The organism is Streptomyces sp. NPDC058671 (assembly GCF_042716475.1).
Lineage (GTDB): Bacteria > Actinomycetota > Actinomycetes > Streptomycetales > Streptomycetaceae > Streptomyces.
The window spans coordinates 2,306-18,620 of the sequence record NZ_JBHXSA010000021.1; the positions used below are offsets into that span (position 1 = coordinate 2,306).

Below are 16,315 nucleotides of genomic sequence, written 5' to 3' on the forward strand. Positions count from 1 at the left end.
CGACCCCGACGCGCACCAAAGTGACGACTGGGTCGGCGACAAGCGAGCACACGGTTGCGGTGTTTTACGGGCGCCACCCCCCGGGTGCCGCCCTTCTTCGTTTCCGGGCCCTCAGTCCAGCGCGAGGCTTCGCAGGACCAGGCCCGTCGCGGGCTTCGGGCCGAACGAGGTCGACTTGCGGGGCATCGTGACGCCCTGGCGGGCGAGGTCCCGTACGACCTCCTCGCGGACCGGGTGCATGAGGACCGCCGTACCGCCACGGCGTTCCGCCTGGGCGACCGCGGCCTCCGTGTCGTGGATGTAGCTGATGTCCTCGGCGGCGTCCGGGATGTGCCAGACGTGCTCCAGGAGGGTGGAGTGCAGGACCGTCGCGTCCAGGGTGCGCCAGGCCGGGGGGCGGTCCGCGCGGATCGTGCGGTCGAGGAGTGCGGGGTCCGGCCGGTCGGCGAGGTGGAAGCCGCCGTCACCGGCGAGGAGGAAGGCGTTGCCGTCCGCCCTGGCGGTCGCGAGGGCTTCCAGGGCCGTCGGCAGGGGTCCGTCGATCCGCCGTACCCGGAAATGGCCGTCGAGGGCCGTGAGGGCCTCGGACAGCGGCAGGCGGTTGAGGAGACGGTGGATGGCGCGGACCCGGAGGGGATAGCGCGCGGTGTCGACGAGGAGGACCAGGCCGTAGTTCCACGGGCCGGGGGACCGGTGCTCCTCACGAAGGCGGAGGTACGTCGCCCAGCGGTGGTGGCCGTCGGCGATGAGCGCCTGGTGGCGGGCGAGCTCCCCGGCCACCGCGGCGAGGTCGTCGGGGTCCGTGACCGACCAGAGGCGGTGCCGGAAGCCGTCCTCCGTGGTGGTGGAGAGCAGCGGTTCCCGTCGTACGGTCCGCTCGATGACCGCGTCGGCGCCGCCTTCGTCCCCGCCCACGTACGTGAGGAGCAGGGGCTCCAGGTTGGCGGCCGTGGTCCGCATCAGGGCGGCCCGGTCCTCGACCACGTGCGGCATGACGTCCTCGTGGGGGAGGACGACCCCCTCGGCGGGGGTGGAGAGTTCGAGGGCCCCGATGACGCCGCGCTGGAGGACGCCGTCGCCGTCCTGCTCGTAGACGTAGAGCGCGGGCTCCGGGTCCGGGGCGAGGACCCCGTCCGCGAGCCAGCGGTCGAGGGTGACGGCGGCCTTGCGGTGGCGGGTGCCGGCGGTGATGGCCTGCGGAAGGATCAGGCGGACGATGTTGTGCGGGTCGGCCGACTCCAGATGGAGCAGTCCGTCAGGTCGTACGACGACGTCGTAGGGCGGAGACGTCACCGCGGCGAGGCTGCCGACCCGTTCGGGGACGTAGCGGAGTCCGCGGAACGGGGCCAGGCGCAGCCCGGCGGCGTCGTCGCGGACGTCGGCGGCCGCGTGACCTGAGGTGTTCATCTCGTCATCGTATGTGGGCGGTGGCCATGAGCGATGATCGGGGGAGCGGGGGAATTTCCACCCGGAGATGCGAGGAGTGCGCGGTGACGGTGAGGGACGGCCGGGGACAGCGGAGTGCCGGCAGGAAGAGGCCCGACGGCAGTGCGGTGCCGCTGAGCGAGGCGTACGACACGGCGCTCCTCGACCTGGACGGGGTCGTGTACGCGGGCGGGGAGGCCGTCCCGTACGCGGTGGAGGCGCTCGCGGCGGCACGGGCCGGGGGGATGCACCTGGCGTACGTCACCAACAACGCGCTGCGGACGCCCGGCGGGGTGGCGGAGCACCTCACGGAGCTCGGGGTACCGGCCGAGGCGGGGGACGTGATCACCTCGGCGCAGGCGGTGGCCCGGCTGATCGCGGACGAGGTGCCGCCCGGGGCGCGGGTGCTGGTCGTCGGCGGCGAGGGGCTGCGGGTCGCGCTGCGCGAACGGGGCCTGGTGCCGGTGGAGTCGGCGGACGACGAGCCGGTGGCGGTCGTGCAGGGCTACGGGGGGCCCGAAATGCCGTGGGCGCGGTTCGCGGAGGCGGCGTACGCGGTGGGGCGCGGGGTGCCGTGGTACGCGTCGAACACGGACCTGACGATCCCCGGGGCGCGGGGGATCGGGCCGGGGAACGGGGCGGCCGTCGAGGTCGTACGGATCGCCACGGGCGGCCGGGCGGAGCCGAAGGTCGCGGGGAAGCCGCTGCCGCCGATGCACCGGGAGACGGTGCTGCGGACGGGTGCGCGGCGGCCTCTGGTCGTCGGGGACCGGCTGGACACGGACATCGAGGGCGCGTTCAACGGCGGGGTGGACTCGCTGCTCGTCCTCACCGGGGTGACGGATGTGGCGCAGCTGCTGAGGGCCGTGCCGGAGCACCGGCCGACGTACGTGGACCGGGACCTGCGGGGGCTGCTGGAGGGGCAGCCCGAGGTCGTCGCGGACGCGGAGGGTGGGTTCGCGTGCGGGGACTGGCGGGCGTCGGTGAGCGGGGGCGCGCTGGTGCTCGACGGGCCGGACGGTGGTGCCGAGAGGCCCATGGACGCGGTGCGGGCCCTGTGCGGGGCCGCCTGGTCGGCGGCCGACGCCGACGGTGGCGCACCGGACGCGGAGAAGGCCCTCGGACGGCTGGAGATGTGAAATTGGGTAGGCTTACCTAACTTCATCGGGGTTGCGGGCACAGGAGCGCGGGCATGGACGGTCGACAGCAGCGGTTGAGCGCGGAATCGGTCACCCTGGCGTACGAGCAGCGGGTCATCGCCCGCGGGCTGTCCGTCGAGATCCCCGACAACTCCTTCACCGTCATCGTCGGGCCCAACGCCTGTGGCAAGTCCACCCTGCTCCGCGCCCTCTCCCGGATGCTGAAGCCCAGCGAGGGGCGCGTCCTGCTCGACGGGCAGTCGATCCACGCCCTGCCCGCCAAGAAGGTCGCCAAGACCCTCGGTCTGCTGCCGCAGACCTCCGTCGCGCCCGACGGCATCACCGTCGCCGACCTGGTCGCCAGGGGCCGTTACCCGCACCAGGGCCTGCTGCGTCAGTGGTCGCCGGAGGACGAGCGGGTCACGCGGGAGTCCATGGAGGCGACCGGCGTCGCGGAGCTGGCCGAGCGGTACGTGGACGAGCTCTCCGGCGGCCAGCGCCAGCGCGTGTGGATCGCGATGGCGCTCGCCCAGCAGACCCCGCTGCTGCTGCTCGACGAGCCGACGACGTACCTCGACATCCAGCACCAGATCGACGTCCTCGACCTCTGCGCGGAGCTGCACGAGAACCAGGGCCGGACGCTCGTCGCCGTGCTGCACGACCTCAACCACGCGGCCCGGTACGCGACCCACCTCATCGCCGTCCGTGACGGCGAGGTGGTCGCCGAGGGCGCCCCGTCCGAGGTCGTGACCGCCGAGCTGGTGGAGCGGGTCTTCGGGCTGCGCTGCCAGGTCATCGACGACCCGGAGACGGGGACGCCGCTGGTCGTACCGGCCGGGCGCAGGGCCCGCGTCCCGCGGCCCGTGGCGTCCCCGGAACCCGCGCTACAGAAGTGAGCGGAGCCGCAGCAGGTCGCGGAGACCGGCCTCCAGCCTGACCCGGCCCGAGGCCCAGGCCTTCGCGAAGTTCAGGCCGCCGTCCACCATCGCCAGCAGGTCGTCGCCGGTCATCGCCAGCCGGATCTGCGCCTTGGCGGGCGGCGGGCCCGCGACCGTGTCCTCGACCCGGATGCGGCCGTCCGCGAGACGGCCCGTGAACGTGGTGTCCAGGTCCGTGACGTGGCAGCTCAGGGTGCGGTCGAGCGCGGCCGCGCCGCGCAGGTCGCCCTCCGACCGTGCGAGGTTGTCCGAGAGTGTGTCCAGTGCCCTGCGGCACTCCGTGATCGTCGCCATCGCCGTCGACCGTACCCCAGGCGTTCGCGGTAGCGTCGGGCCCATGAACGACGCGACGCCCGAACCGGAGCCCGCGGGCGCGGTGGCTCCACTGGACGCCCACGAGCCGGTCGCGCCCGCGCCCCTCGGGGTCCAGCGGGAGGACACCGGGCATGCGGGCGTCGACGCCCACCTGGCGCGTCTCGCCGAGGTGGACCACCTCCCGGCGGACGGACACCTGGAGGTGTACGAGGATGTACACCGTGGACTGCGTGCCGAGCTGACCTCGCTCGACGCGCACCCCACCCCGCGTCCGTACGAAAACAGGAGCTGAACCCACCGTGGCAGGAGTGGCACGCCGCCGTCTCGACGCCGAGCTGGTCCGGCGCAAGCTCGCGCGCTCGCGCGAGCACGCCAGCCAGCTGATCGCCGCGGGCCGGGTGACCGTCGGCAAGACCGTCGCCACCAAGCCCGCCACCCAGGTCGAGACCGCGGCGGCCATCGTCGTCGTCCAGGACGACTCCGACCCCGACTACGTCTCGCGCGGCGGCCACAAGCTCGCCGGGGCCCTCGCCGCCTTCCTCCCCCAGGGGCTGGAGGTCGAGGGCCGGCGTGCCCTGGACGCCGGAGCCTCCACCGGCGGCTTCACCGACGTCCTGCTGCGCGCGGGCGCCACCCATGTCGTCGCCGTCGACGTCGGCTACGGCCAGCTCGCCTGGTCGCTGCAGAGCGACGAACGCGTGACCGTGAAGGACCGCACGAACGTACGCGAGTTGACGCTCGACGCCCTCGACGGGGTCCCCGTCGACCTCGTCGTCGGCGACCTCTCCTTCATCCCGCTCGGGCTCGTCCTGCCCGCCCTCGCGGCCTGCACCGGGCCCGGCGCCGACCTCGTCCTCATGGTCAAGCCGCAGTTCGAGGTGGGCAAGGAGCGGCTCGGTACCGGCGGCGTCGTCCGGAGCGCCGAACTCCGCGCGGACGCCGTGAAGAACGTGGCCCGCAGGGCCGCCGAACTCGGGCTGGGTGTCCTGGGCGTCACCGCCAGCCCGCTGCCCGGACCCTCGGGCAACGTCGAGTACTTTCTGTGGCTGCGGGCAGGCGCGCCCGCGCTGGATCCGGCGGACGTCGACCGCGCCGTGGCGGAAGGACCTCGTTGACCTCAACGGCAGCAGCACCAGAGACCGCACCACGTACCGTCTTCCTGCTCGCGCACACCGGCCGGCCGGCCGCCGTCCGCAGCGCCGAACTGGTCGTCCTCGGCCTCCTGCGCAGCGGCATCGGCGTCCGGGTCCTGGAGGCCGAGGCCGCGGACCTGCCGCTGCCGCCGTCCGTCGAGAGGGTGCCGGAGGCCTGCTCCGACGCGCTCGACGGCTGTGAACTCCTCGTCGTCCTCGGCGGCGACGGCACCCTGCTGCGCGGCGCCGAGTTCTCCCGCGCCTCCGGCGTCCCGATGCTCGGCGTCAACCTGGGCCGCGTCGGCTTCCTCGCCGAGGCCGAGCGCGACGACCTCGACAAGGTCGTCGACCGGGTCGTGACGAGGGCGTACGAGGTGGAGGAGCGGATGACCCTCGACGTCGTCGTGTACGAGAACGGCGACGTCCTGTACCGCGACTGGGCGCTCAACGAGGCGGCCGTGCAGAAGGTGTCCCCGGAGCGGATGCTGGAGGTCGTCCTCGCGATCGACGGGCGCCCGGTGACCGGCTTCGGCTGCGACGGGGTGATCTGCGCGACACCGACGGGATCCACCGCGTACGCCTTCTCGGCCGGAGGACCGGTCGTCTGGCCGGAGGTGGAGGCGCTGCTCATGGTCCCGATCGGGGCCCACGCCCTCTTCGCCAAGCCGCTGATCACCACGCCCGAGTCGGTGCTCGCCGTCGAGGTCGAGCCGCACACCCCGCACGGCGTGCTGTGGTGCGACGGGCGGCGGACGGTGGAACTCCCGGCGGGGGCGCGGGTCGAGGTGCGGCGGGGCGCCGTACCGGTCCGGCTCGCCCGGCTCCACCACGCCTCCTTCACGGACCGGCTCGTCGCCAAGTTCGCCCTTCCCGTCTCCGGCTGGCGCGGCGCGCCCCACTGATCCCGCCGGGGTCCGTCGGCAACGAGCGGCGCGCCCGGGAGTCACGGGACGGGGGCGATGTCGCGTCGCGGCAGGGAAACCTCGTATGGTCTGGGGCGTGCTGGAGGAGATGCGGATACGGTCGCTCGGGGTCATCGACGACGCGGTGGTCGAGCTGTCGCCCGGCTTCACCGCGGTGACCGGTGAGACCGGCGCGGGCAAGACGATGGTGGTGACCAGCCTCGGGCTGCTGCTCGGTGGACGGGCCGACGCGGCCCTGGTGCGGATCGGCGCGGCCTCGGCCGTCGTCGAGGGACGGATCAGCGTGCCCCCGGGCTCGCCCGCCGCCGTACGCGCCGAGGAGGCCGGGGCGGAGCTCGACGAAGGTGTCCTGCTCGTCAGCCGGACGCTCTCGGCCGAGGGACGCTCGCGGGCCCACCTCGGCGGGCGTTCCGTGCCCGTGGGGCTGCTCGCCGAACTCGCCGACGAACTCGTCGCCGTCCACGGCCAGACCGACCAGCAGGGCCTGCTGAAGCCCGCCCGGCAACGCGGCGCGCTCGACCGGTACGCGGGTGACGCCGTCTCCGGACCGCTCGCCGCCTACACCGAGGCGTACCGGCGGCTGCGCGCCGTCACCGGCGAGCTGGACGAGATCACCACCCGGGCCAGGGAGCGCGCCCAGGAGGCCGATCTGCTGCGCTTCGGGCTCGGAGAGATCGAGGCCGTCGCCCCGCGCGCCGGGGAGGACACCGAACTCGCCGCCGAGGCGGAGCGGCTCGGGCACGCCGAGGCCCTCGCCTCCGCCGCCGCCCTCGCCCACGCCGCCCTCGCGGGCGTACCCGAGGACCCCGAGTCCGTCGACGCCACGACCCTGGTCGCGGGCGCGGGCCGGGCCCTGGAAGCCGTTCGCTCGCACGATCCGGCGCTCGCGGCCCTCGCCGACCGGATGGGGGAGATCTCCATCCTGCTCGGTGACGTGGCCACCGAGCTCGCCGGATACGCCGACGACCTCGACGCCGACCCGCTGCGCCTCGCCGCCGTCGAGGAACGGCGGGCGGCGCTCACCCAGCTCACCCGCAAGTACGGCGAGGACATCGCGGCCGTCCTCGCCTGGGCCGAGGAGAGTGCCGGCCGGCTCGGGGAGCTGGACGGCGACGACGACCGCCTCGAGGAACTCACCGCCGAGCGGGACCGGCTGCGCGACGAGCTCTCGGTGCTCGCACAGCGGCTCACCGACGCCCGTACGGAAGCGGCCGACCGGTTCGCCGACGCGGTCACGGCCGAACTCGCCTCCCTCGCCATGCCCCACGCGCGCGTGTCCTTCGACATCCGCCAGACCGAGGACGCCGAGGGCGTCGAGGTCGGCGGTCGCCGGGTCGCGTACGGCTCGTCCGGCGCCGACGAGGTCGAACTGCTGCTCGCCCCGCACCCCGGCGCCCCGCCGCGGCCCATCGCCAAGGGTGCCTCCGGTGGTGAGCTGTCCCGGGTGATGCTCGCGGTCGAGGTCGTCTTCGCCGGGGTGGACCCGGTGCCGACGTACCTCTTCGACGAGGTCGACGCCGGTGTGGGCGGGAAGGCGGCCGTCGAGATCGGCCGCCGCCTCGCGAAGCTCGCCAGGACCGCACAGGTCGTGGTCGTCACCCACCTCCCCCAGGTCGCGGCCTTCGCCGACCGGCAGCTGCTCGTCGAGAAGACCCACGACGGCTCCGTGACCCGGTCGGGCGTCACCGTCCTCGAGGGCGAGGAGCGGGTGCGGGAGCTGTCCCGGATGCTCGCGGGCCAGGAGGACTCGGAGACGGCGCGGGCCCACGCCGAGGAGCTGCTGGCGACGGCGCGGGCGGACGCGTGAGGCACCGCGACGCCCTCGGGACCGCCACCGGGTGAGCCGGGGCGGGTGCGAGCCGCTGCGGCGTCCCCCGTGGCACCCGGTGGACCCGGACCGACCACGCCGGGACGGCTCGGGGCGGCCGCGCTGATCGCCGTCACCTGGGGGGCGCGGCCGGGCTAGCGCGGGGGAGCGCGAGGCCTGGCTCGCGCGCTCACCCGAGTGAGTGAACCCGGGGGGTGAGTCCCGGAGGCGTCCGCCTCCCGTACAGGGGAACGACGCCATTTCGGTGCCGGAACGTGCGTACGGTCGGCGGTACGGGCTGGCATCCTTGGGCGCGTGACACAGCTCCGTACGGTCCAGGTGTTGGGCGGCGGCAGCGCGGGCAGCAGCGCTCACGTCCGATCACTCGCCTCGGGGCTGGTGGCGAGGGGCGTGCGGGTGACCGTGTGCGCCCCCGCCCACCTCGACCGCGTCTACGACTATCAGGGGGTCGGCGCCCATTTCGTGCCGCTCCCGCGCCCGGGTGACCCCGCCACGGTCACCGCGCTCCGCAACGCCTGCGTCGGCGCCGACGTCGTCCACGCGCACGGCTTGGCGGCGTCCGTGCGGGCCGCGCTCGCGCTGTCAGGCGGCGGCGGTGGGGGCGCGGGCGCCGCTCGTGCGCCGCTGGTGACGACCTGGGACAGCCGGATCCACGTCGACGGGGCGCGCGGCGGGATGCTGCGGCTCCTGGAGCGAAGGACCGTACGGGCCGCGGCCGTCGTCCTCGCCACCTCCTCCGAGCTCGTCGACCGGGCCCGGCGGCGCGGCGCCCGCGACGCCCGGCTCGCACCCGTCACCGTGCCGGCCGCGCGGGGGCCCGTCTGCCTCCACGACGGCAAGGCCCGCGCCGAACTGGGCGCCGTCGACCGGCCGTTGCTGATGGCCGTCGGGGCGCTCGAACGGGGCCGGGGCTACCGCACGCTGCTCGACGCGGCCCGGGAGTGGCGGGAGCTCGACCCGCAGCCGCTCCTCGTGATCGCGGGCGAGGGACGCGAACGGGCCGCCCTGCAGCGGCGGATCGCGGCGGAGGACCTGCCGGTGCGGCTGATCGGGCGGCGCGAGGACGTCGCGGAGCTGCTCGCCGCGGCGGACGTCGCCGTCCTTCCGTCCCGGTGGGAAGCACGGTCGCTGCTCGCGCAGGAGGCGCTGCGGCTCGGGGTGCCGCTCGTCGCCACCGCGGTCGGAGGAGTGCCGGAACTCGTCGGAGACGCGGCGGAGTTGGTGCCCTACGGGGACGCGGGGGCGCTCGCGCGGGCGGTGCGGGGGCTGCTCGAGGACGTGGACCGGCGGATGGACCTGGCGGCGGCGGGGCGGGTGCAGGCGGGGTCGTGGCCCACGGAGGACGAGACGGTGGCGCACGTGTTGAGCGTGTACGACGAGTTGGTGGGGCGCTGACGCCCCACCGAATCGCCGTCGGTGGCGTCACGCCGTGTGGCGGCGGGCTCTCAGGGCCAGCGAGAGGGCCAGGACCGTCTGGGGGTCGTCCAGGTCCGTGCCGAGGAGCTCGGAGATGCGGGCCAGGCGGTTGTAGAGGGTCTGGCGGTTGAGGTGGAGTTCCCTGGCCGTCTCCGCCTTGCGGCCCGCGTGCGCCAGATACGTCTCCAGCGTCGGCAGCAGCGGGGGCCGGGACGTGCGGTCGTGGTCCCGCAGGGGCCCGATCGCGCGGTCCACGAACGCCGCGAGGACCGTGTCCCCGTGGAAGTGCAGCCGCCACAGGAGGAGGTCGATGTCCAGGCGCCGGGCGTCGTACCAGGGGCGGTCCGACAGGCCCTGTGCCGCCGTCGCCGTCTCCGCGGCGTGCCGCAGGCCCGCCGATGCCGCCGCCCAGCTTCCGGCGACGCCCACCACGACGACCGGTGGGTGCACCCCGGCGCGTTCCAGGCCGGCCCGCTCCACGCCCGCTCGCAGCGCCGCCGCGACCCGGTCCGCCACCGCCGTGCGCTCCGACTCCGAGCGCAGGCCGAGGAGCAGCGGCACCCGGCCCTCCACCGGGCGGACGCCCAGGAGGACCGGGACGCCGACCGCGGCCAGCTCCTCCAGGACCGCTCGGGCCAGGAGCGCCCAGTTGCCCGAGGGGGAGAGCTCCGCGGCCAGCCGCATCACCACCGGCAGCAGCGGGCCGTCGCCCGGCTTGAAGCCGAGGACCCGGGCCTGCGCCGGGGCGTCCTCGGCCGTGATCCGGCCCTCGGCCAGGTCGGTGAGGAAGTCGCCCCGTCCGCGCGCGGCCAGCTCCTCCTCCTGCCGCGCCTGCATGAGGACGACCGCGAGGAGGCCGGCCGCGCGCTCGGCCGCCATCCGGTGCACGGGAGAGAGGGGGCCGGAGACCGACAGGAGGACGAGGCGGGCCCGTACCGACCCCGTGCCGGGCCCGCCGCCGGGCACGTCGACCAGGACGGTGCCGGTGGGCGGGCCGGATTCGCGGGCGGCCCGCTGGCCGCGCAGCCCGTCCCACACCTGGAGCGGGTCGGCGGGCGCCGACTCGGTGCCGGCCGCGTAGAGCAGTTGTCCGTCGGCGGTCTCCAGGAAGACCGGGTTGGCGGCGAAGTCGGAGAGGACGCGCAGCACCTGCGGGACCCCGCCGCCGCCGAGCAGCGCCTCCGTGCACTGCCGGTGGACCTCCTCGGCCTGCCGCTGGAGCGCGTAGTGGCCGTTGACGATCTCGGTGTGGATCTCCTCCGTGACGGCCACGAACGGCACCTCGCGGTGCAGCTGCACCAGCGGCAGCCCGGCAGCCCGCGCGGTCTCGACTATCGTCGCCGGGAGCCGTGCGAAGCGCGGGCCCAGTTCGACGACGAGCGCCGCGATGCCCCGGTCCGCGAGACGGCGGACGAAGGCGCGTTGTTCGGCCGGGCGGGTGCCCAGACCGAGGCCCGTCGTGAGCAGCAGCTCGCCGCCCTTGAGCAGCGACGCCATGTTCGGCACTTCGCCCGCGTGCACCCAGCGCACCGTGCGGTGCAGCCGGTCGGCGCCGGCGACGACCTCCGGGAGCCCGCCGCGCAGCCCAGGGAGCTCGAGTGCCCGCTGCACGGTGATCCCGCCCTGATTGTCCATGGGGCCGGACGCTACCCGCGTCGGTGTTTCCGCGACATCACCCCACGGTCACGGCAGCGGACACGTCGTACTGCGGGGCGACAACTCGTCGTGTGCTGGCCTGAATTGTGCGACCCCCTGTCGATTGTGGCCTGCGTCACTCGCGAGGATGCTCTCGCGCCATGGCAGAGAACTCCACCCCAGAGGTCCACCGGCTGAAGGCCGATTCGGTCGGGCTCGTCGGCGTCGTCTTCATGGCCGTGGCCACCGCGGCCCCGATCACGGCGATGACCGGCAACCTCCCCATCGCCGTCGGATTCGGCAACGGCACCGGCGCACCCGCCGGCTATCTCTTCGCGACGCTCGTCCTGACGGTCTTCTCCGTCGGCTACGTCGCCATGGCCAAGCGGATCACGGCCGCCGGCGCCTTCTACGGCTACATCTCGCACGGTCTCGGCCGGATCGCCGGCATGGCGTCCGGCATGCTCGCGGTCCTCGCGTACGTCGTCTTCGAGGCCTCCATCGTCGGCGTCTTCGCCTACTTCGCCAAGACGACGGTCGCCGACCAGCTCGGCGTCGACGTGCCATGGATCCTCTACGCGGCCGTCATGCTCGCCGTGACGGCCGTCCTGTCGTACTTCGACATCAACCTGACCGCGAAGGCGCTCGGGGTGATGCTCGTGGCCGAGATCGCGGTCCTCTTCGCGGTCGCCACCGCCGTCCTGATCGCGGGCGGCGGCCCCGAGGGCATACCGGTCGAGCCGATCAACCCGGTGAACGCCTTCACCGGCTCCTCCGCGGGCCTCGGACTCTTCTTCGCCTTCTGGTCCTGGGTCGGCTTCGAGTCGACCGCCATGTACGGGGAGGAGTCGCGCAACCCCAAGAAGGTCATCCCGCGCGCCACCCTGATCTCCGTCATCGGCGTCGGCCTCTTCTACATCTACGTGTCGTGGATGACGATCGCCGGCAACGGTCTCGCCCGATCGGTGAAGCTGTCCGCCTCCGCCTCACCCCTCGACCTGTTCTTCGCTCCCACCCAGAGCTTCATCGGCGCCTGGGCCGTCGACGCCTTCCAGTGGCTGCTGCTCACCGGCTCCTTCGCCTGCGGGATGGCCTTCCACCAGTGCGCCTCGCGCTATCTGTACGCCATCGGCCGCGAGGGCTTTCTCCACCCGGCGCTCGGCCGGACGCACGCCAGGCACGGCTCGCCGTACATCGCCTCGTACGTGCAGAGCGCGATCGCCGTGGGCCTCGTCGCCGCCTTCTGGCTCACCGGCCAGGACCCGTACATCCACCTCTACACCCTGCTCGCGATCCTCGGCACGATGGCGATCCTCATCGTCCAGACCCTCTGCTCCTTCGCGGTCATCGGCTACTTCCGCAAGAACCACCCCGAGGACCGGCACTGGTTCACGACGCTGACCGCTCCCCTCCTCGGCGGCATCGGCATGATCGCCGTCGTCGTCCTGCTGATCGTCAACCTGGAGACCGCGGCCGGTCTCGCGGCCGACTCCCTCTTCTTCGAGGCGATCCCCTGGATCGTCGGTCTGGTCTTCTTCGGCGGCCTCGGCCTCGGCTTCCACCTCAGGGCCAAGCGGCCCGAGCGGTACGAGATCATCGGCCGGATCGTCCTGGAGGACGCCACCGAGCGCGTCGACGAACCCCGTACGGAACCCGCCCCCGCCCCCGTCTCCCAGCGCTGAATCCCCCTCTTCCTCCAGGAGCGCCCCATGGCACGCACCAACCCGATGCACCTCCTGAAGCACCTCGCCGCCGAGCACGCCGACGCCCGACGGCTGAACGTCCCCGTCGACGAGCTCAGAGGCCTGAGAGCCGACGCCCCCGGACGCCGGACCCTCCTCAAGTACGCCGCCGCGGCCGGTGTCGCCGTCGGTGTGGGCGCGGGCACCACCGTCCCCGCCCGCGCGGCCGTTCCCGACCCGCCCGTCCGGAGCACCGCCCGGGTCGCCGTCGTCGGCGCCGGGATCTCCGGCCTCACCGCCGCCCTCACCCTCCAGGACGCCGGACTCAGCCCTGTGCTCTACGAGGCCGAACCGTCCAGGGTCGGCGGCCGCATGTGGACGCAGCGCGCCCACTGGGCGTACGGGCAGACCTCCGAGATCGGCGGCGAGCTGATCGACACCAGCCACAAGAAGATCCTGGAACTCTGCCGCCGCTTCGGCCTCGCCGTCGAGGACTTCCTCGGCGGCGGCCCCAACGGGGCCGAGGAGGTCCTCTGGTTCGACGGCGCCTACTACCCGCGCCACCAGGCCGACGAGGACTTCAAGGCGGTCTACCAGGCCCTGCGCCGCGACCTCTCCGAGGCGGGGGAGGTCCTCTGGAACCAGACCACCCCCACCGGCACCGCACTCGACAACATGTCGGTGTACGAGTGGATCGAGACCCGGGTCCCCGGCGGTCACGCCTCCCCCCTCGGCCAGTTCATCGACGTCGCCTACAACGTCGAGTACGGCGCCGACACCACCGAACAGTCCTCGCTCGCCCTCGTCCTGCTCATGGGCTACCAGACCAATCCCGGCAACTTCAACGTCTGGGGCCTGTCCAACGAGCGCTACCACATCGTCGGCGGCAACGACCGGCTCCCGAACGCCATCGCCGGGGCGCTCGCCCCCGGCACCCTGCGCCGGGGCTGGTACCTGACCGCCGTACGGGCCAACGCGGACGGCACCCAGACGCTGACCTTCACCGAGGCCGGCGCCACCAGGACCGTCACCGCCGACCACACGGTCCTCTGCCTCCCACTGCCGATCCTCAAGCAGCTCGACCTGTCCCTCGCGGGCTTCGACCCGCTCATGCGGAACCTGCTGAGGGACGCGCGGATGGGTCACTGCACCAAGCTCAACATGCAGTTCGGCACCCGGCCCTGGCGGGGCACGGGCGCCTGGCCCGGAGTCTCCGCCGGCGACTGCTTCACCGACACGGAGGTCCAGCAGACCTGGGACACCACCAAGATCCAGGGCGGCACCGGCGGCATCCTCATCCAGTACGGCGGCGGCAGCCGGGCCCGGGCCCTGAACCCGGCCGGACCGTTCTCCACCGAGACCGACCCGTACGTGCGGAGCCTCGTCACCCGCTACCTGGCGGGCATCGACGCCTTCTTCCCCGGCACCTCCCGGGCGTACACGGGCCGCGCCCAGCTGTCGGCCTGGCACAAGAACCCGTACGCCCTCGGCGCGTACTCCTGCTGGCCCGTCGGCTACCTCCACAGGTACGCCGGCTACGAGGGCACCGCCCAGGGCAACGTCCACATCGGCGGCGAGCACTGCTCGTACGACTTCCAGGGCTTCATGGAAGGCGGGGCGACCGAGGGCGAGCGGGCCGCGCGGGAGGTGATCGACGCGCTGAGGTGACCCTCGGGCGGCCGATGCGTCCGCTCGCCGGGGGAGGGGCCTTCACGATTCCCTCTGTCGGCGGGCGGGCGTCCCGCAGGTCGGTTACGCGGCGGTCGGGTACGCGGCACTCACCGGCCTCGACCACTCGTCGCCCTCGTGGACGTACGTGTCCCAGGCCGCCCGATCGTGGGCAGCCGGGTCGACGCCGGTGTCCCGCACGGCCGCCTCCCTGCTCCAGCCGAGCGGGCCGCCTCAGCCTCCGTACGCCCCGCTCGCCGTCAGCCGCAGCGCCGTGTCGATCAGCGGCACGTGGCTGAAGGCCTGCGGGAAGTTGCCGACCTGCCGCTGGAGCCTCGGGTCCCACTCCTCGGCGAGCAGACCCAGGTCGTTGCGGAGCCCGAGCAGCTTCTCGAAGAGGGTGCGGGCCTCGTCCACCCTGCCGATCATCGCCAGGTCGTCCGCCAGCCAGAAGGAGCACGCGAGGAACGCGCCCTCGTCACCCTCCAGGCCGTCGACCCCGGCCTCCTCGCCGGCCGTGGGGTAGCGCAGGACGAACCCGTCCTCGGTGGACAGCTCCCGCTGGATCGCCTCGATCGTGCCGATGACCCGCTTGTCGTCCGGCGGGAGGAAGCCCATCTGCGGGATCAGCAGCAGCGAGGCGTCCAGCTCCTTGGAGCCGTACGACTGCGTGAAGGTGTTCCGCTCCTGGTCGTAGCCCTTCTCGCAGACGTCCCGGTGGATCTCGTCGCGCAGCGCGTGCCAGCGTTCCAGGGGTCCGTCGGCGTCGCCGGACTCGATGAGCTTGATCGTGCGGTCGACGGCCACCCAGGCCATCACCTTCGAGTGGACGAAGTGGCGGCGCGGGCCGCGCACCTCCCAGATGCCCTCGTCGGGCTGGTTCCAGTGCTTCTCCAGGTAGTTGATCAGCTTGATCTGGAGGAGCGAGGCGTAGTCGTTGCGGGAGAGCCCCGTCATGTGCGCGAGGTGGAGGGCCTCGGTGACCTCGCCGTAGACGTCCAGCTGGAGCTGGTTGGCGGCGCCGTTGCCGACGCGGACCGGGCCGGAGTTCTCGTACCCCGGCAGCCAGTCGAGCTCCGCCTCGCCGAGCTCCCGCTCGCCCGCGATGCCGTACATGATCTGGAGGTTCTCCGGGTCGCCGGCGACCGCCCGGAGCAGCCAGTCCCGCCAGGCACGGGCCTCCTCGCGGTAGCCGGTGCGCAGCATCGACGAGAGGGTGATCGCCGCGTCCCGCAGCCAGGTGTAGCGGTAGTCCCAGTTGCGGACGCCGCCGATCTCCTCGGGCAGCGAGGTGGTCGGCGCGGCCACGATCCCGCCGGTCGGCGCGTACGTCAGCGCCTTCAGGGTGATCAGGGAACGGATCACCGCCTCCCGGTAGGGGCCGTGGTACGTGCAGTGATCGACCCACTCGCGCCAGAAATCGGCGGTCGCCTCCAGGGAGCCCTCGGGGTCGGGCAGCGCCGGCGGCTCGCGGTGGGAGGGCTGCCAGGAGATCGTGAACGTGATCCGGTCGCCGGGATTGACGGTGAACTCGGAGTACGTCGTCAGGTCCTTGCCGTGGGTCTCGGCGTCCGCGTCCAGCCACACCGAGTCGGGTCCCGCGACGGCGACCGTGCGGTCGCCGACCTTGTGGACCCACGGCACGATCCGGCCGTAGCTGAACCGCATCCGCAGCGCCGAGCGCATCCGCACCCGGCCGGAGACGCCCTCCACGATCCGGATGAGCTGCGGCGCGCCGTCACGCGGGGGCATGAAGTCCGTCACCCGGACCGTTCCGCGCGGGGTGTCCCACTCGGACTCCAGGATGAGCGAGTCGCCGAGGTAGCGACGCCGGTCGGCCGCGGGCGGTTCGGCGTCGGCGGGCCCGGCGGGGCCCACCCGCCAGAATCCGTGTTCCTCGGTGCCGAGCAGTCCGGCGAAGATCGCGTGCGAGTCGAAGCGGGGGAGACAGAGCCAGTCGACGCTGCCGTCGCGGCAGACCAGCGCGGCGGTCTGCATGTCTCCGATGAGTGCGTAATCCTCGATGCGCCCGGCCACGTGCTTATCTCCAGTCGAACGGCCACGTCCGCCCCGCGGGGCGCTTGCTCAGATGCCCGGCCGTGTTTCAGCCGGGTCTGCGTGTGTCAGCGGTCAAGGGGTCTTCGACGAGCTCTTGGTCCGGGTGACGGGCGGGGTGGTGCCGCTGGCCGGCCGGCTCGGCGGGCAATGTCCGA

The 16,315-nt window shown here is 73.5% G+C and carries 13 protein-coding genes; 9 read left to right on the top strand and 4 right to left on the bottom strand.

Annotation, left to right across the window (positions count from 1 at the left end; all coding sequences use genetic code 11):
• Positions 1 to 111 precede the first annotated feature (111 nt).
• Positions 112 to 1,407 (bottom strand): DUF1015 domain-containing protein, encoded by a 1,296-nt coding sequence (locus tag ACFWV2_RS24455; RefSeq protein WP_384407661.1) that lies wholly within the window; start codon positions 1,405 to 1,407, stop codon positions 112 to 114.
• A gap of 83 nt (positions 1,408 to 1,490) precedes the next feature.
• Between ACFWV2_RS24455 and ACFWV2_RS24460 the strand changes: the two genes are divergently transcribed.
• Positions 1,491 to 2,564: an HAD-IIA family hydrolase gene (locus ACFWV2_RS24460; RefSeq protein WP_384407663.1), complete on the top strand. Its 1,074-nt coding sequence runs from the start codon at positions 1,491 to 1,493 to the stop codon at positions 2,562 to 2,564.
• 53 nt (positions 2,565 to 2,617) lie between these two features.
• Positions 2,618 to 3,460 carry an ABC transporter ATP-binding protein gene (locus ACFWV2_RS24465; protein ID WP_384407665.1) on the top strand — a complete coding sequence of 281 codons (843 nt, stop codon included), beginning with the start codon at positions 2,618 to 2,620 and terminating at the stop codon, positions 3,458 to 3,460.
• Here ACFWV2_RS24465 and ACFWV2_RS24470 read toward each other — a convergent pair.
• Positions 3,449 to 3,796: an SCP2 sterol-binding domain-containing protein gene (locus ACFWV2_RS24470; RefSeq protein WP_384407667.1), complete on the bottom strand. Its 348-nt coding sequence runs from the start codon at positions 3,794 to 3,796 to the stop codon at positions 3,449 to 3,451. The genes ACFWV2_RS24465 and ACFWV2_RS24470 overlap by 12 nt on opposite strands.
• Positions 3,797 to 3,839: 43 nt before the next feature.
• Between ACFWV2_RS24470 and ACFWV2_RS24475 the strand changes: the two genes are divergently transcribed.
• From ACFWV2_RS24475 to ACFWV2_RS24495, 5 genes are all read left to right on the top strand, one after another.
• Positions 3,840 to 4,109 (top strand): hypothetical protein, encoded by a 270-nt coding sequence (locus ACFWV2_RS24475; RefSeq protein WP_384407669.1) that lies wholly within the window; start codon positions 3,840 to 3,842, stop codon positions 4,107 to 4,109.
• 7 nt (positions 4,110 to 4,116) lie between these two features.
• On the top strand, positions 4,117 to 4,932 hold the full coding sequence (locus tag ACFWV2_RS24480; protein ID WP_384407671.1) for a TlyA family RNA methyltransferase: 816 nt from the start codon (positions 4,117 to 4,119) through the stop codon (positions 4,930 to 4,932).
• Entirely contained in the window at positions 4,929 to 5,852 is a 924-nt protein-coding gene (locus ACFWV2_RS24485; protein ID WP_384407673.1) for an NAD kinase, read from the top strand. Before ACFWV2_RS24480 ends, ACFWV2_RS24485 begins: the two co-directional genes overlap by 4 nt.
• Before the next feature lie 85 nt (positions 5,853 to 5,937).
• Positions 5,938 to 7,680: a DNA repair protein RecN gene (gene recN / locus ACFWV2_RS24490; protein WP_384407675.1), complete on the top strand. Its 1,743-nt coding sequence runs from the start codon at positions 5,938 to 5,940 to the stop codon at positions 7,678 to 7,680.
• A 315-nt stretch (positions 7,681 to 7,995) separates the two neighbouring features.
• On the top strand, positions 7,996 to 9,096 hold the full coding sequence (locus ACFWV2_RS24495; protein WP_384407677.1) for a glycosyltransferase family 4 protein: 1,101 nt from the start codon (positions 7,996 to 7,998) through the stop codon (positions 9,094 to 9,096).
• Between the two features lie 27 nt (positions 9,097 to 9,123).
• Here the strand turns inward: ACFWV2_RS24495 and ACFWV2_RS24500 are convergent, their stop codons facing one another.
• Positions 9,124 to 10,752, bottom strand: coding sequence for a PucR family transcriptional regulator (locus ACFWV2_RS24500; RefSeq protein WP_384407679.1), 1,629 nt, complete (start codon positions 10,750 to 10,752; stop codon positions 9,124 to 9,126).
• Positions 10,753 to 10,913: 161 nt separating this feature from the next.
• Between ACFWV2_RS24500 and ACFWV2_RS24505 the strand changes: the two genes are divergently transcribed.
• Both ACFWV2_RS24505 and ACFWV2_RS24510 read left to right on the top strand, forming a co-directional pair.
• A complete protein-coding gene (locus ACFWV2_RS24505; RefSeq protein ID WP_384407681.1) occupies positions 10,914 to 12,434 on the top strand; it encodes an APC family permease in 1,521 nt (506 codons plus the stop codon).
• A 27-nt stretch (positions 12,435 to 12,461) separates the two neighbouring features.
• On the top strand, positions 12,462 to 14,102 hold the full coding sequence (locus tag ACFWV2_RS24510; RefSeq protein WP_384407683.1) for a flavin monoamine oxidase family protein: 1,641 nt from the start codon (positions 12,462 to 12,464) through the stop codon (positions 14,100 to 14,102).
• A 234-nt stretch (positions 14,103 to 14,336) separates the two neighbouring features.
• Here ACFWV2_RS24510 and ACFWV2_RS24515 read toward each other — a convergent pair whose 3' ends face one another.
• Entirely contained in the window at positions 14,337 to 16,139 is a 1,803-nt protein-coding gene (locus ACFWV2_RS24515) for a glycoside hydrolase family 15 protein (RefSeq protein WP_360794076.1), read from the bottom strand.
• Between the last annotated feature and the right edge of the window lie 176 nt (positions 16,140 to 16,315).

Coding starts and splice junctions, on each gene's coding strand:
- ACFWV2_RS24465 (WP_384407665.1), top strand. CDS start 2,618: ATGGACGGTCGACAGCAGCGGTTGAGCGCGGAATCGGTCACCCTGGCG.
- ACFWV2_RS24500 (WP_384407679.1), bottom strand. CDS start 10,752: ATGGACAATCAGGGCGGGATCACCGTGCAGCGGGCACTCGAGCTCCCT.
- ACFWV2_RS24475 (WP_384407669.1), top strand. CDS start 3,840: ATGAACGACGCGACGCCCGAACCGGAGCCCGCGGGCGCGGTGGCTCCA.
- ACFWV2_RS24510 (WP_384407683.1), top strand. CDS start 12,462: ATGGCACGCACCAACCCGATGCACCTCCTGAAGCACCTCGCCGCCGAG.
- recN (WP_384407675.1), top strand. CDS start 5,938: ATGGTCTGGGGCGTGCTGGAGGAGATGCGGATACGGTCGCTCGGGGTC.
- ACFWV2_RS24470 (WP_384407667.1), bottom strand. CDS start 3,796: ATGGCGACGATCACGGAGTGCCGCAGGGCACTGGACACACTCTCGGAC.
- ACFWV2_RS24505 (WP_384407681.1), top strand. CDS start 10,914: ATGGCAGAGAACTCCACCCCAGAGGTCCACCGGCTGAAGGCCGATTCG.
- ACFWV2_RS24455 (WP_384407661.1), bottom strand. CDS start 1,407: ATGAACACCTCAGGTCACGCGGCCGCCGACGTCCGCGACGACGCCGCC.